Origin of the sequence: Aliiglaciecola sp. 3_MG-2023 (assembly GCF_030548205.1) — a bacterium.
Taxonomy (GTDB): domain Bacteria; phylum Pseudomonadota; class Gammaproteobacteria; order Enterobacterales; family Alteromonadaceae; genus Aliiglaciecola.
This window is the reverse complement of record NZ_JAUORV010000017.1, coordinates 101,158-117,372: the sequence shown is the minus strand read 5'-3', so window position 1 is coordinate 117,372 and position 16,215 is coordinate 101,158. Positions and strand designations below refer to the sequence as shown.

At 41.3% G+C, this 16,215-nt stretch carries 9 protein-coding genes; 7 read left to right on the top strand and 2 right to left on the bottom strand.

What is annotated here, in order from left to right; translation table 11 throughout:
- Window positions 1–511 precede the first annotated feature (511 nt).
- Window positions 512–2,332 carry a DUF885 family protein gene (locus tag Q4574_RS17845; protein ID WP_303476079.1) on the top strand — a complete coding sequence of 607 codons (1,821 nt, stop codon included), beginning with the start codon at window positions 512–514 and terminating at the stop codon, window positions 2,330–2,332.
- Window positions 2,333–2,586: 254 nt separating this feature from the next.
- Here the strand turns inward: Q4574_RS17845 and Q4574_RS17840 are convergent, their stop codons facing one another.
- Together Q4574_RS17840 and typA are read right to left on the bottom strand one after the other, a co-directional pair.
- Window positions 2,587–3,147, bottom strand: coding sequence for a GNAT family N-acetyltransferase (locus Q4574_RS17840; RefSeq protein ID WP_303476077.1), 561 nt, complete (start codon window positions 3,145–3,147; stop codon window positions 2,587–2,589).
- 142 nt (window positions 3,148–3,289) lie between these two features.
- Window positions 3,290–5,116: a translational GTPase TypA gene (typA, locus tag Q4574_RS17835; RefSeq protein ID WP_303476075.1), complete on the bottom strand. Its 1,827-nt coding sequence runs from the start codon at window positions 5,114–5,116 to the stop codon at window positions 3,290–3,292.
- Between the two features lie 544 nt (window positions 5,117–5,660).
- Here typA and Q4574_RS17830 point away from each other — a divergent pair.
- The 6 genes from Q4574_RS17830 (at window position 5,661) to Q4574_RS17805 (ending at window position 16,112) form a co-directional block, all read left to right on the top strand.
- Window positions 5,661–7,127 carry a NarK family nitrate/nitrite MFS transporter gene (locus Q4574_RS17830; RefSeq protein WP_303476073.1) on the top strand — a complete coding sequence of 489 codons (1,467 nt, stop codon included), beginning with the start codon at window positions 5,661–5,663 and terminating at the stop codon, window positions 7,125–7,127.
- Window positions 7,128–7,161: 34 nt separating this feature from the next.
- Window positions 7,162–8,889 carry a bifunctional protein-serine/threonine kinase/phosphatase gene (locus Q4574_RS17825; RefSeq protein WP_303476070.1) on the top strand — a complete coding sequence of 576 codons (1,728 nt, stop codon included), beginning with the start codon at window positions 7,162–7,164 and terminating at the stop codon, window positions 8,887–8,889.
- Between the two features lie 316 nt (window positions 8,890–9,205).
- Window positions 9,206–11,806, top strand: coding sequence for a nitrite reductase large subunit NirB (nirB, locus tag Q4574_RS17820; protein ID WP_303476068.1), 2,601 nt, complete (start codon window positions 9,206–9,208; stop codon window positions 11,804–11,806).
- 5 nt (window positions 11,807–11,811) lie between these two features.
- Complete coding sequence (gene nirD / locus Q4574_RS17815; RefSeq protein WP_303476066.1) at window positions 11,812–12,159, top strand: nitrite reductase small subunit NirD; 348 nt, start codon at window positions 11,812–11,814, stop codon at window positions 12,157–12,159.
- Entirely contained in the window at window positions 12,160–14,982 is a 2,823-nt protein-coding gene (locus Q4574_RS17810; RefSeq protein WP_303476064.1) for a nitrate reductase, read from the top strand.
- An 80-nt stretch (window positions 14,983–15,062) separates the two neighbouring features.
- The gene (locus Q4574_RS17805) at window positions 15,063–16,112 is read left to right on the top strand and encodes a glycosyl transferase family protein (protein WP_303476062.1); all 1,050 of its coding nucleotides are present in this window, start codon (window positions 15,063–15,065) and stop codon (window positions 16,110–16,112) included.
- Window positions 16,113–16,215 lie beyond the last annotated feature (103 nt).

Here is a 16,215-nt window from a genome sequence, read left to right as displayed (position 1 = left end):
GTCGTGCGCTCGGGCGGAACTGCGTTCCTAAAACATCCTCGCTTACCCCCATGTGAGAGCATATATAATGAATGTAGATCGGGCTTTAGCCCGTGAAAAAGGCCACTGGCATAAATTCCAGCCTAAATTCTTAATGGTGTAGCTAGGGCTTTAGCCCGTGAAAAAGGCTACTGGCATAAATACCAGCCTACATTCTTAATGGTGTAGCTCGGGCTTTAGCCCGTGGAGTGGTGAATGACCTAATGTATTATTTAAAGGCTTCAGATAGGCTAACTCAGCTTGCGCAAACAAAACTCAATAAACAGCATTCTCTACGCTCCGTGACTTGTGTCAATATCAATTGGAAGCTGATCCACTTGATCAATCAAAATGTGATCCACTACTTAGTTTCGATATCCATTAGTAACCTTGCTGCTCACAGTGCTATTTCGTTAGCAATTTGTTATTCACAATAAATCATAATTTTGTCATAGTTGGTTTGGGAAATAATAAAATAAAAATTGGATTAAAAATGAAGAAGTTTTTTAAATGGACAGGCCTGTTACTACTTACACTTATATTGTTTGGTGGTGCCTTAGGCGCACACGAGTGGTATGCGAAAAAACCTCTGTTTTTTCGCGCGTTTTTAGATCGTACCTTAATAAAAATAGCATTAGATGACCCTGAGCTTTTGACATCCATTGGCGTTTTGGATGGCATGGGATTCAAAGGTCATAATGCTAAGTTGAATGACGACAGCTTAGAAAAAAATGACGAGATGTACGTACTTATGAAAGAAGTACGGGCAACCTTATTAGACTACTCAGACAGTTCTTTAGATGAATCACAACTTTTATCAAAAGAAATTGCCCTTTACTTATTGGATGCTGGAGTAGCGTCTGAACCATATCGTTTCCACAATTATCCTGTGAATCAATTATTTGGTTTACAGAGTGATTTTCCCAGTTTTATGGATGCTCAACACCAAGTTAATACAGTGGAAGATGCTGAAAACTACAATGCAAGGTTAAACAAACTCGGTGTTAAATTTGCGCAGAATATGGAAGGGTTATTAAAAAGAGAGGAAAAAGATATAATTCCGCCACTTTTTGTTATCGAGCGTGTTCTAGATGAAATGCAGGCGTTTGTTGATTTACAGCCTGAAGAGAATATCTTGTATACATCGCTAGAAAAGAAAATTGACGATGCTGAACAATTTGATACAAGTGAAAAATCACGAGTGTTGGCAGGAACTTCTAAGGCGATTGCTAGCCAAGTATATCCAGCGTACCAATCATATATTAATTATTTTGAAAAACTAAAAAGTAAAGCTGGTACTGACGACGGTTTATGGCGCTTAGAAGGTGGTGATATTGCGTACCAACAAGCCTTAGCGTTTTTCACTACTACCGATTATAGCGCTGATTACATACATCAGACTGGGTTATCTGAAGTGGATAGAATTCAAAAACAAATATTAACGATTTTGGAAGCAGAAGATTTTGATGTTAGTGATGGCTTCACCACTGCAATTGAAGCATTAAAAAATGATGAGCGATTCTATTACCCTGATACAGATGAAGGTCGAGCTCAAATTTTAGCGGATTATCAAACTATCTTAGATGAAATAAATGCCGCTATGGGGGAAGTATTCAATGTGCTACCTAAAGCCAGTATGGAAGTTAAACGGATACCTGAGTTTAAGGAAAAAACAGCGCCAGGTGCGTACTATCAACAACCCTCTATGGACGGTTCAAGGCCAGGCGTTTTTTACGCTAACCTTTATGACATTAAAGCCACTCCTAAGTATGGAATGCGCACGTTAGCTTATCACGAAGCTATTCCTGGGCATCATTTCCAGGTTAGTATTTCTATGGAGTTGGAAGGCTTACCTATTTTTAGAACTTTATCACCATTTACGGCATATACTGAAGGTTGGGCGTTATATGCTGAGCGTTTAGCTTGGGAGTTAGGATTTGAAGAAGACCCGTATGACAATATCGGACGATTACAGGCTGAACTCTTCAGAGCTGTTCGTTTAGTTGTTGATACAGGGATCCACGCTAAAAAGTGGACTAGGGAAGAAGCAATAGAATACATGTTAAACAATACTGGGATCGCAGAGAGTGATGTGGTTTCTGAAATTGAGCGTTATATAGTGATGCCGGGGCAGGCTACTTCTTATAAGGTTGGAATGATGAAAATTCTAGAACTAAGAGAAAAAGCTAAAGTTGCCTTGGGAGATAAATTTAATTTGGCTGATTATCACGACGTAGTATTAAAGAATGGCGCAGTTCCATTGGAAATATTAGAACGTCTTGTAGATCAATATATTGAAAATACATCTATTTGAATTCATGCTGATTGAATAGTCCAAGACACAGGTTGTGCATCAATCTTTAGATGCACGACCTATTTTGTAAAAAACAACATGAGTGAGATTGAATCTAACTCTTCATCTATCATTAGATAAAAACCATTTTGAGATTATTCGCTTTTTGCGTGTCATAAAGTTATTAAACAACTAACGGCTAGGTCCGTTGAGTTAGATTAATCAAAAGGTTGTTTTGTTGTGCTTTTATTTTATCGATATTTGTATTTGCAATTTTAGGTAGTGCGATCTTCTCTTAATAGACCGTACATATCCATATCATGGAAGTCCTCATTCCAATAGCATTTACCGCGTAGGGTTCCTTCAAATTTGAAGCCAAGCTTTTTCAACAATGCGCCAGAGGGGATGTTAGAAGGTAAGGCTAGGGCTTCGATTCTATGAATATAAAAATGAAAGTCAGGGGAAAATAGATAGTCGGTAATTTTTCGGACCGCTTCTGAGGCAAAGCCATTTCCCCAATATTTTTGGCTTAATTCGTAGCCAAGCACTGCACTATGATCATATTTATTCCAATGGGTAAAACCGCAAGAACCAATATAGTCTCCATTTTCTTTATTGCGGATGGCCCAGCGAATACCATTATCACTAGTGAATCGAGAGTCAAAATACTCTACTAACCTATCTGCTTCATGAATGTTTTTAAATAGTTCAACATCATAATGTTCCACCACTTTAGGATCTGAGAAAACCTCAAATATAGATTGCCTATCTAGTTTAGTTAACTGATCTAATCGAAGTCGGTGGGTTTCAAAAACTGGGAAGGGTCTTGTTTGCATTCATTCAATCTATGGGGTTAGAAATGGATATCTTATTATTAACTATATGCAGGAATATGCAACGTAGTCGGATTTTTCGTTTTATACAGATATAAAAAAACCGGCATTTTCAGCCGGTTTTTTATAAAGTCTCTAATACTGACTATGATTCTTTACTGCGGCTAGCGCGTTTTCTTTCATTTTCAGTCAGTAACTTCTTACGAATACGAATGCTTTCAGGGGTTACTTCTACTAATTCATCATTATCGATAAATTCTAGAGCTTGCTCCAGAGACATTCTTACCGGCGGAACTAGTGTCTGAGCTTCATCAGTACCAGATGCACGAACGTTCGTTAATTGCTTACCTTTAAGGGCGTTTACAGTCAGGTCGTTGTCACGGCTGTGAATACCAATAACCATACCTTCATATACTTCTACACCGTGACCAATGAACAAGCGACCACGTTCTTGTAGATTAAACAATGCGTTGGTTAGTGCTTTACCTGTTGCGTTGGCGATTAGTACACCGTTCTTGCGTTGACCGATTGAACCGCCTTTATGTGGGCCGTAATGATCAAACGTATGGTAAATCAAGCCTGAACCTGAAGTCATTGTCATAAAGTCTGTTTGGAAACCAATTAAACCACGGCTTGGGATCATGAAGTCCATACGAATACGGCCCTTTCCATCAGGAGACATATTGGTCAATTCACCTTTACGAAGCCCAATTTGTTCCATTATAGAACCTTGATGCTCTTCTTCGGCATCAATGGTTAATGTTTCAAAAGGTTCGTGAATTTCACCATCAATTTCTTTCAATATTACTTCTGGGCGAGAAACGGCTAATTCATATCCTTCACGACGCATGTTTTCAATTAATATACCCAAATGTAGTTCACCACGTCCTGATACGCGGAATTTATCCGGATCTTCTGTTTCTTCTACTTTTAAGGCTACGTTATGAATTAATTCGTTTTGTAAGCGCTCAAGAATATTACGAGATGTAACGTATTTACCTTCTTTTCCTGCAAATGGAGAAGTATTCACCTGGAATGTCATGGTTACAGTAGGTTCATCTACAGATAATTGAGGTAAGGCTTCTACTGCATTAGGATCGCAGATGGTGTCAGAGATTTTTAATTCACCTAAACCGGTGATTGCAATGATATCACCAGCTTGTGCTGAATCGACTTCGTGTCTTTGCAAACCAAGGTAACCTTGTACCTGACCTACTTTACCGTTGCGCTTAGTGCCATCAGCCATTACAACAGTGACTTGTTGATTTGGTTTAACAACACCGCGAGTAACACGACCAACACCGATAACACCCACGTAAGAGTTATAGTCAAGTTGTGAAATTTGCATTTGGAAAGGACCTTCAGGATCCGCATCAGGCGCATCTACAACATCAACGATTGTTTGGAACAAATCCGTCATGTCTTCAGCTTGATTATCGGCTTCTCTGGTTGCCCACCCGTTAAGTGCAGAAGCATAAACAACTTGGAAATCCAATTGATCATCTGTTGCACCTAGGTTATCGAATAAATCAAAAACTTGATCCATTACCCAATCAGGACGTGCTCCTGGCTTGTCAATTTTGTTGATAACCACGATTGGCTTCAAGCCTTGGGCAAACGCTTTTTGTGTCACAAAACGCGTTTGTGGCATTGGACCTTCTTGGGCATCAACCAAAAGAAGTACAGAGTCAGCCATAGACATAACGCGTTCTACTTCGCCACCAAAATCGGCGTGTCCAGGAGTATCAACGATATTAATACGGTAATCATTCCAGTTAATGGCTGTGTTTTTAGCAAGTATGGTAATTCCACGTTCTTTTTCAATATCGTTAGAATCCATAACCCGTTCTTCAGCTTCGCCTCGGCTTTCCAAGGTGCCTGATTGTTGCAACAACTTGTCAACCAAGGTTGTTTTTCCGTGGTCAACGTGCGCAATAATTGCAATGTTTCTTAATTTACTAATATCTTTCATTTTGTTCGGTAAGCCTGTACTTATAAATATGCTCTCGGATTGCCATTAATGCACAGTTATAAAGACTGGCATTGCCGAGGGTTACGTTTGGGCGCGGATTATACAGGTAAATAATGAGCAGCGCCCTATTTATTTGTGATCCAGGGGAAACAATATTGAATTATCAATGTGTTGTTTCCATTATTTTTATCTTCATCGAGTGTTGAAATGGCAGTTTGGATTTTTCCACACTGATTAAAAGTGCACATTCGAGTGCAGGCTTGCACCAAAGTGGATAGCAGCTCTTAGTTTTGAGAAAGTCGATATTGTTCAAGTTGTTGATATTTAATGGAATATATTAATTTTTTGTTGTGGCCTCATTTTTGCTTTTGAAAGACAAAAAATAAGTATAAAGATCTACAAACAATTAAACATATATGGCGAGATTTGCGACAGTGCATTTTCTTCGTCAGGCAATGAAGCCCGCACAATTTTCCTCTTATGGGGATTTTGAGTGGGTTTTTTTTTGCTCAATGAAAAGCGGAAGCGAACTAGGCGATATAAAATGAGTGCTGAAAAATTTAATCTAGTGTCTTTTACAGGCAAAATGAAAACACTGCATCTTTCGTGGATGGCCTTTTTTATCACCTTTGTTGTGTGGTTCAACATGGCTCCATTAAAAGAAGCGATTGTCGACGGCGTGGGGCTGACGATTAGTGAATGGAAAACCCTATTAATCATTAATGTGGCTTTAACGATTCCTGCTAGGGTGTTAATAGGCTCATTAACCGACAAATTTGGTCCTAGGCTGGTGTATTCCTCACTATTAGCCATCTGTTCCATTCCCTGCTTTGCTTTTGCTCTGGCTAATAGTTTCGAACAGTTGTTAATAGCGCGTTTTGCTATGGGTTGCATCGGCGCTGGTTTTGTTGTCGGGATCCGTATGGTAAGTGAATGGTTTCCTCCAAAGGAGTTAGGCACAGCTGAAGGTGTTTATGGAGGATGGGGAAACTTTGGTTCAGCCGCAGCCGCTTTTTCTTTGCCTACCATTGCATTATTGTTCAGCGGTGACAATGGATGGCGTTATGCTATTGGGATTACCGGGGTGATGAGCCTAATTTTTAGTGTAATTTATTATAAAAACACCACAGATACCCCTAAAGGTTCGACTTACTTCCGTCCAAAAAATCTCGGAGGTTTGGAAGTAACTAGTGTGAAAGACTTTTATTTTTTATTGGTTATGAAAACGCCAATGTATTTGGCTTTGGCTCTACTTAACTGGAAGCTTTCACCAAACGGTGTTTCTTTATTAAGTAATGATGTGGGAACAATATTGTATTTGAGTCTTGCAGCACTATACATTTTCGATGTGTATAAAACCTACCAAGTGAATAAAGACATATTCACCACGCCAGTTCCAGAAATTCACAAGTACGAATTTAAGCAGGTTGCGGTGTTAAATATATTATATTTTGCGACTTTTGGTTCAGAGTTGGCGGTAGTCTCCATGCTGCCAGCTTTTTTTGCTGATACCTTTACGTTAAATATGGCCACGGCCGGATTATTGGCGGGAATGTATGCGTTCATGAACTTAATGTCTCGTCCAGGCGGCGGCCTGATATCTGATAAATTTGGACGTAAACCAACATTATTGATACTCACTGCCGGTTTAGCATTGGGCTACTTTGCAATGAGCTTTATAGATGCAACCTGGCCAATTTGGTTAGCGGTAGTTGTCGTAATGGCTTGTTCCTTTTTTGTGCAATCTGGAGAAGGAGCCGTTTTTGCTGTGGTACCGTTAATCAAACGTCGTTTAACAGGGCAAATAGCTGGGATGACAGGAGCGTATGGCAACGTTGGAGCCGTCGTATACTTAACTGTTTATTCCCTTGTAGATACCTCTACCTTTTTCATTGTGATTGCGAGTACCGCGGTGTTGGGCTTTGTAGCATTATTATTTATGAAAGAACCAAGTGGCACCATAACGGAAGTTAGAGAAGATGGTAGTGTCGAACTGATAAACGTCACATAATATAAATTGTCTTTATCTATTTAGGGTCTTTAGCTTGGAAAAACTACACCTCGAATTTGGTGGTTATTCAACAGCTGGTGTTAAAGAAGAAAACCAAGATGCCTTCGCAGCTTGGTTGCCAACGGGCTCTGAATTAACCAGTAAGGGGGCGGTTGCAACTATTGCCGACGGAGTAAGCTCATGTAGTAAGGCAAAGGAAGCTGCAATCACCTGCGCCACAAATTTTATTCAAGACTATAGTCAAACACCCGAAACCTGGACGGTAAAGCGAGCCGCTACCCAAGTATTGCAGGGGTTAAACCGTTGGTGTGCAGGCCAGCATGAATATTCACTGGGTGATCATAGCCAAATGGTCACAACTTTTAGCGCGCTGATCTTTAAGTCAACCACGGCATTTCTATTTCATGCTGGAGACAGCCGTATTTGCCGATTGCAGCAAGGTGATTTTGAGCAACTTTCCACAGATCATCATGCTCGTTTTGGTAATAAAAAAGTCTTAAGTCGGGCTATTGGTATCGAAAATAACTTAGAAGTGGACTTTCGGACATTTGAGCTTAGAAAAAACGACTTGTTCCTATTAACGACAGACGGTGTACACGAATTTGTTAGCACCAAAAAAATACAATCTATACTCAATCATTGGCTAGCAAAACCTAACATCAGCCTAGAAGAACTCGCCAAATTCATAGTGGACTCGGCCATTAAAGCCGGTAGCGATGACAATTTAAGTTGTTTGCTGATTAAAGTTGCTCAGCTACCTCAAGGGGATCTCAATGAATACCATCGTCAATTAACTCGTTTAGCTATGCCGCCCGCTCTGAAAGAAGGGATGAAGCTGGAGGGATACCGAGTGTTGGAGCAGATTTTCAATGGCACACGAAGTAGTTTGTACAAAGTGATAAAAGAAGACACTCAAACTTTGTATTGTTTAAAAACACCTTCACAATATTTTGTTGATGATCCTATTTATTTAAGCGGATTTTTACGAGAAGAATGGATAGGACAAAAACTGAATCACGTCAATATCATGAAAATTATTCCGCGCCCTGAAAACGCTAAATTTATGTATCATGTTTGTGAGTTCATTGATGGGCAAACTTTGCGTCAATGGATGTTAGATAATCCCGCTCCAACCATTGTTGAAGTCAGAAGTCTTATTAAGCAACTTATCGCGGCGCTGCGCATTTTTCAGCGTCAAGATATGGTTCATCGTGATATCAAACCCGAAAACGTAATGATTACTACTGCTGGAGAAGTCAAACTTATTGATTTCGGTACAGTTTATGTAGGTGCTATAGCGGAAACCCAGGTTTCCCAAGATGAGAGTGTTCCTGTGGGATCTGTAAATTATATCGCTCCAGAGTATTTACTCGATAATCAATTTGATTTTCGCTCGGACTTATTTTCAGTCGCAGTAGTCTGTTTTGAAATGTTAACAGGGCATTTACCTTTTAAAGAGGGGTCTCCTCAGTCGTCCTCTGGGTTGACCGCAGACAATTGGCGTTACCTTTCCCTAAGACAGTTTAGACCCGATTTACCCCAATGGTTGGATATTACTCTGGCCAAAGGATTAGTGACCAATCCACAACAGCGTTACCAAGCATTTTCTGAGTTTTTAATGGACTTGAATAAGCCAAACACTACTATGTTGGCTCAAACTCAGCACCGACCCTTGATTCAAAGGCATCCCCTTAAATTGTTCAAAATTATTGCGCTAATTGAGTTTATTATCATCTTGTTGTTACTTAATTATCTTCGCTAAATCAATTAGTCAGTAGAACCAACAGCAATGCCCTATTTTAGTTAAACCTTGCACCAATACACGGCACCTCAGGGTGTGTTTATTTTTTGCCGTTTATCTATCTAATTGATAAATATATGAATTTAATTTTGGCCTAATTAATGCTTTAGAGTAACCAGAGCTAGATTACAGCAGTCAACAACTGCTGTGTCTATTATACAAAATTCAATAGCTAGCCATGGCGGTTAGTTATACCCGGCAACGAAGCCCGCAAAATCTGTAAAGCAGATTTTGCGGGCTTTTTTCGTTTCTGGGGTGATTAAATCAGAGGCATATTATGACCACAAATGAACAGTTAACTCGCATTGTCGTAGTCGGTAACGGAATGGTAGGACACCATTTTGTTGAACAACTTATCCAACAAAGTGAAGAGGTATATGGGAAAAGTCACTTCCATATTACAGTGTTGTCTGCTGAACCAAGATTGGCATACGACCGTGTTCATTTGTCCGAGTATTTTTCTGGTAAAACAGCAGATGAACTTTCATTAACCAGTGCGGAACACTATCAACAACTTGGTGTAAATTTCCAGGTCAATGCACGCGTAAATGATATTGATAAGCAAGCTAAAACAGTGGCTATCGAAAGTGGTGAAACCTTAAGTTATGACAAACTTATTTTAGCCACAGGCTCATTTCCATTTGTGCCGCCAATCCCTGGCAACGACCAACCTCACTGTCTGGTGTATCGCACCATAGAAGATCTCGAAGCTATTAGCGCATCCGCAAAAGTGAGCAAAGTCGGTGTGGTGGTAGGAGGCGGCTTATTGGGGCTAGAAGCAGCTAATGCCCTTAAACAAGCCGGATTGAAAACTCACGTAGTAGAGTTTGCCCCGCAACTGATGGCTGTCCAAGTAGACGTCAGCGGTGGTCGGGTCTTAAAAGACAAAATTGAAGAGCTTGGTGTAGAAGTACACACCCAAAAAGCAACCCAGAGTATCGAAACGGGTGAACACAGTCGTTATAAAATGGTTTTCGCTGACGGTGAAATTCTTGAAACCGACATGATCTTATTTTCCGCAGGGATTCGTCCGCAAGACAAACTTGCCAGAGAGTTCGGGATTGCCATTGGCGAACGCGGTGGCATTGTGGTGGATGATCACTGTCTAACCAGCGACCCAGATATTTATGCTATTGGTGAGTGCGCGTTATGGAATAACTTTATCTTCGGTTTAGTTGCGCCGGGTTATACCATGGCTAGAGCTGCAGCTAGCAATATCGTAGGTGGTGATGTTGCATTTGAAGGTGCAGACATGAGCACCAAGTTAAAATTGATGGGCGTTGAAGTTGGCTCTATCGGTGATGCACACGCCAGAGAGCATGGTGCATTAACCTATACTTATGAAGACCAGGTATCTGGAGTCTATAAGAAAATTGTAGTCAATCCCGAGACTAATAAATTAACCGGATCTGTGCTTGTTGGCGATACCAGCGATTACGATACTTTATTGCAATATGCTTTAAATGAAATTGATTTACCTGAATTTCCTGAAAGTCTAATTTTACCCTCATTCGGTGAAGGAGCGCCTACCTTAGGAGCGGATGCCTTGCCCGATACCGCAACGATTTGTTCATGCCATAACGTGACTAAAGGGGACATTGTTGCCAGTCTTGATGGAGGGGCTTGCGATTTAGCTGCCGTTAAAAGTTGCACTAAAGCAAGTACTGGTTGCGGGGGGTGTGCTGCGTTGTTGAAGTCGGTTACCGACAGTGAGCTTGAAAAGCGTGGTGTAGAAGTTAAAAAAGATATTTGTGAACACTTTGCTTATTCGCGCCAAGAGTTGTTCCATATGGTCAAGGTGGGTCAAATAAAAACCTTCGATGAATTGTTGGAAAAACATGGTACCGGGCTAGGTTGCGAAATTTGTAAACCTGCTGCCGCTTCTATTTTGGCTTCTATATGGAACGACTTTATCCTTGAAAAGCCTCATGTCACCTTGCAAGACACCAATGATACCTATTTAGCTAACATGCAAAAGAACGGCACTTATTCAGTGGTGCCGCGCATTGCTGGCGGAGAAATCACCCCTGATAAACTCATTGTGCTGGGTCAAGTGGCGAAGAAATACAACTTGTACACCAAAGTTACCGGTGGGCAACGAATTGATTTATTTGGCGCTAGAGTGGAACAACTTCCACTTATTTGGGAAGAATTAATTGATGCAGGTTTCGAGACCGGTCATGCCTATGCGAAATCACTCCGAACCGTTAAATCATGTGTGGGGAGTACTTGGTGCCGCTATGGCGTGCAAGACTCTGTTGGTCAGGCTATTGATATTGAAAACCGTTACAAAGGTCTTCGTTCACCCCACAAATTAAAGATCGGTGTTTCAGGTTGTACTCGTGAATGTGCCGAGGCCCAGAGTAAAGATATCGGCATTATAGCCACTGAAAATGGTTGGAACTTGTATGTTTGCGGTAACGGTGGAATGAAACCTAGACACGCAGACTTATTTGCAACGGATCTCGATACCGAAACCTTGATTAAATACATCGATAGAGTGTTGATGTTTTACGTGCGCACGGCCGATCGACTGCAAAGAACTTCGGTCTGGATGGAAAATATGGAAGGTGGACTTGATTACTTAAAAGACGTGGTAATTAACGACTCGTTGGGATTAGCCGCTGAGCTAGAACAACAAATGCAGCATGTCGTTGATAGCTATCAATGTGAATGGAAAAGCGCCATATCTGCACAAGAGTCCCGTAAGCGCTTCCGTCAATTCGTGAATAGTGAAAAAACCGATAGCAACATTATTTTTGTGGAAGAACGTAACCAAATCCGTCCTGCTACAGAAAATGAAGTCAATAACATGTTAGGCACTGCGAAGCCAGTTGCTGAAACTGCCTCAACTATCAATATCGTAGAAGTGGAGTAAGGATTATGAGCATGAGTGAAAATTGGATTAATGTATGTGAACCTTCCGACTTGGTCGATAATTCTGGCGTTTGCGCCCTTATCGACGATGTTCAAGTGGCTATCTTTAAAATTTGTCATGGAGATGAGCAACATCTTTATGCCATGAGCAATTGGGATCCTATCGGTAAAGCCAACGTTATGTATCGAGGTTTAGTCGGTTCTGTAATGGATGAACCTTTTGTTGCATCTCCTTTGTACAAACAACGCTATAAACTAACATCCGGTGAATGTGTAGATGACGAGAGTATTCAAATTGCCGTGTACCCAGCGCGTATTGTTGATCAGCAAGTCCAGCTTCAAATAGTGAACTAAATGAGTGCTCATATTCCACTTAGTTCGATAGTTGCTGCAGACGGAGATCGAGCTTTTCAGTGCAAACCGTCAGCAACATTGGCAAAAACTACCTGCCCTTATTGTGGTGTGGGATGTGGTGTTGATGTTGAGATAGCCAAAGTCGCCGTGGAAGGAGAATTGCGATTAAATAAAGTAAAAGGTTCTTCCGATCACCCGGCTAACTTTGGTCGACTATGTGTTAAAGGTAGCAAGTTGTTGGAAACCAATGGCTTAGAAGACCGTTTATTAAGCCCTAAAATTCAAGGGCAAGAGGTAGATTGGCATCAAGCCACTGAGCACGTTGCCAGCAAGTTTACTCAAATTATCGCCGAGCATGGCCCCGGTGCGGTCGCGTTTTATGTTTCAGGTCAATTATTGACGGAAGATTACTACGTCGCCAATAAATTAATGAAAGGCTACATTGGCACTGCCAATATAGATACAAATTCACGTTTGTGTATGTCATCCGCAGTGTCTGCTTACAAACGTGCGTTTGGCGCAGATGCAGTACCATGTAATTACGAGGATTTAGAGCTTGCTGATCTCATAGTTTTTGTTGGTTCAAATGCAGCTTGGACACACCCTGTGTTATTTCAACGAATTGAGCGAGCTAAAAAGCTAAACCCAGCCATGCAAATCGTAACTGTTGATCCCCGTCAAACAGGCACTGGTGAGATAGCTGACCTACATTTAGGGATTAAATCTGGAACGGACACCGCCTTGTTTAACGGGCTACTTCGTTATTTACAGCAACACAGCAAACTTGACCAAAATTATATTGATACCAATACCCAAGGTTTTGCTGACGCATTAGCTTGTTCGAAGCCGTGGAGCATAGAGAAGGTTGCTAAAACCTGCGACATCCCCGAGGCCGACGTCGAAACCTTTTATCGATTGTTTAGTGATTCAGACCGTGTTATTTCCGCTTATACTATGGGGGTAAATCAGTCTAGCTCTGGCACAGATAAAGCGAACAGTATCATCAATTGTCATTTAGCCAGCGGCAAGCTAGGTAAAGAAGGTTGTGGACCATTTTCATTAACCGGACAACCAAACGCTATGGGTGGTAGGGAAGTGGGTGGTCTAGCCAATATGCTAGCGGCACATATGGACATAGATAATCCACAGCATCAACAAATTGTACAATCTTACTGGCAATCTCCTGCGATACCCAAACAGATTGGTTTGAAAGCCGTAGATATGTTTGATGAAGTGGACAATGGCAACATCAAAGCCATTTGGATCATGGCTACCAACCCTATGGTGAGCATGCCAAATAGAGGGAAAATTGTCCGTGCATTGGAAAAGTGTGAGTTTGTTGTGGTCTCGGATTGTGTTGTTAAAAATGACACTTTAGCCATGGCAGATGTGGTGCTTCCAGCTACTGGTTGGTCGGAAAAAAATGGCACTGTTACTAATTCAGAACGCCGTATTTCTCGACAACGAGGTATCCTACCAGCACCGGGGCTTGCTAAGCACGATTGGCAGATTATTTGTGACGTTGCCAAAGCAATGGGGTTTAAACAAGGGTTTAATTATGCAAATCCGTCTGAAATATTTCGTGAACACGCGGGTTTAACTGCGTACCAAAACAACGGCACTAGAGTCTTGAATTTATCTGCCTTGGAAAATATCAGCGAAAATGAATACAACAGATTAAAGCCTATTCAATGGCCAATTAGCCAGGATAGCCCGGAAGGGATTGCCCGATTATTTGCCGATGGACGCTTCTATACTCAATCTAAAAAAGCTCAGTTTATTGCAATACAGCCCAAAGCACCTGAAGTGGCCACAACCGATGCTTTCCCTTTTGTTTTAAATAGCGGGAGAGTTAGGGATCAGTGGCACACTATGACGCGCACTGGCAAAACTGCTGAATTGACTGGCCATATCGATCGGGCTTTTGTACATATGCACCCGTCTGATGCTAAAGATAATGGTATTTATGAGGGCGACTTTGTCCTTCTATCCTCTGGGACATCGTCTAAATTCACAGACACTGACAAACCTAAAAAAGTCATAATGCCGGTTAAGTTGCAGCAGCAACAGCGACGAGGGGAATTGTTTGTACCTATTCACTGGAGTGCCACTAATTCATCCTCTTCTGCAATAGCTGCCCTATACTCTGATGCAACTGATGCTATCTCTGGTCAGCCTGAACTAAAGCATACGGCGGTTAACGTGGAGCTATGCCAATTTGGCAATCACGCTCAATTATTTACTCGAACTAAACTCAATCATAATTTATTAAATCAAATCGCCGAGTATTGGAGTGAAGTAACCATTGAACAAGGGTATTTAGTTTATTTCTCCACAAATCACGCCGATGTGGTCTCTGAATTGCAGGTTAACTTACCATTGTGCTCAGAGTGGTTTTCATCTCAGCAAAAAAATGACTTGGGTGAAGTGAGAAATACGTTTGCGTTGCGTGACGGTAGGTTGGATTTAGTGTTATTTAGTGACTCCAATGCACCGCAAATGGACGTTAACTGGCTAAATAGCTTGTTACAGCTAGCCGCATTAGATGAGCAACAAAAGTCGGCTTTATTAAGAGCCATGCCGGATCCGGAGTTCGCTCAAGGTAGGTTGGTATGTAGCTGTTTTAAAGTCGGAGAAAACACCATAGTCGATGCAATTAATCGAGGTTGTAACTCCGTCGATAAATTAGGCCATGAGCTTAAATGTGGTACCAATTGTGGTTCTTGTAAAACGGAATTACAGCAATTAGTGAAGCGTCATATTTTTGAAGAGAATGTGACTATTCTCGACCCAGAACTTAACCCTTTGCAAACGGGAACATAACCTGTATTTTATGCGCCTGAATTTACACTCACTGTCATATTTAGGCTTAAAATAACAGCCGACTAAGGTATTTTATTCGAATGAACGAAAATCAGGAATTTAAACATTTCATCCGGATCATTGGCAGAGGCCAAAGAGCAGGTCGTACCTTGACTCAGCAAGAAGCATACGACGCAATGAGCATGGTCATTGAAGAGCGTGTTACTCCGGAGCAAAAAGGTGCATTCTTGATGTTGTTGCGCGTTAGAGAGGAGACTTCGGAAGAATTAGCTGGTTTTACTCAAGCATTTCGTCAACATTCCCTTGCCGGTTTGGATTCTCTGCATATTGATTTAGACATGGGCTGTTATGCGGGTAAAAGAAGACAATTACCTTGGTTTTTGTTAGCTGTATTAGTCTTAGCTCAACACGGAAAGCGCATATTTCTGCATGGCACTACTGAGCCTGATTCAAAAAGACTATACCTCAATGAAGTGTTACCACATTTAGGTTTTGATGTGGCAACATCTACCCAGATGGTTGCAGAACAACTCGCTACCCACGGGTTCAGTTATATGGGGTTAGAGCAGGTTAATCCGCAACTAGATAAAATTATTCAATTACGGGATCAATTCGGGCTGCGCTCATGTGCCAATACGCTTGCTCGCATTCTAAATCCGTCAAACGCAGACTATAGCCTGCAAGGTGTTTTTCATCGTCAAGTGGACGAGAAGCATAGACTCACTTCCGCATTATTAGATGATCCTAATATGTTATGTTTTCGCGGTGAGGGCGGCGAAATTGAGTTTAACCCTGAGCGTGATGTGGCACTACATATTTGTCGAAATGGCGAATCGAAAGTCATCAATGTTGCGGCTTTTAATGAAACTAGAGTAACTAAACCCCGTCAACTTATCGCCAATGAATTAATAGAATTTTGGGAAGGTAAAGAGAATAGCTATGCACAAGATGCTGTTATGGGAACATTGAGCGTTATGCTTGTGTTGTTAGACGATCTTGAATGGTCCGAAGCCCTCAATCAAGCCAAGGCACTATGGTCAATGCGCAATAAGAGCTGGCCTGGGCATGTTCAGCATAAAACAGTGACTAAGCCGTTATTCGATACCACAGGTAAACATTACGCACATTAATTTGCACAAAATTGGTGCGCTTGCACAAGCAAATTAGAACATGATTGCAATATTGCAAACGACTTTTGCTAAGTGTTTGATTTTATTAGGGGCATATTTATGG

What these genes read in the sequence shown, in the direction of transcription:
- Q4574_RS17845 (WP_303476079.1), top strand. Translation starts at nt 512, where the DNA reads ATGAAGAAGTTTTTTAAATGGACAGGCCTGTTACTACTTACACTTATA.
- Q4574_RS17805 (WP_303476062.1), top strand. Translation starts at nt 15,063, where the DNA reads ATGAACGAAAATCAGGAATTTAAACATTTCATCCGGATCATTGGCAGA.
- nirB (WP_303476068.1), top strand. Translation starts at nt 9,206, where the DNA reads ATGACCACAAATGAACAGTTAACTCGCATTGTCGTAGTCGGTAACGGA.
- Q4574_RS17830 (WP_303476073.1), top strand. Translation starts at nt 5,661, where the DNA reads ATGAGTGCTGAAAAATTTAATCTAGTGTCTTTTACAGGCAAAATGAAA.
- nirD (WP_303476066.1), top strand. Translation starts at nt 11,812, where the DNA reads ATGAGCATGAGTGAAAATTGGATTAATGTATGTGAACCTTCCGACTTG.
- typA (WP_303476075.1), bottom strand. Translation starts at nt 5,116, where the DNA reads ATGAAAGATATTAGTAAATTAAGAAACATTGCAATTATTGCGCACGTT.
- Q4574_RS17840 (WP_303476077.1), bottom strand. Translation starts at nt 3,147, where the DNA reads ATGCAAACAAGACCCTTCCCAGTTTTTGAAACCCACCGACTTCGATTA.
- Q4574_RS17810 (WP_303476064.1), top strand. Translation starts at nt 12,160, where the DNA reads ATGAGTGCTCATATTCCACTTAGTTCGATAGTTGCTGCAGACGGAGAT.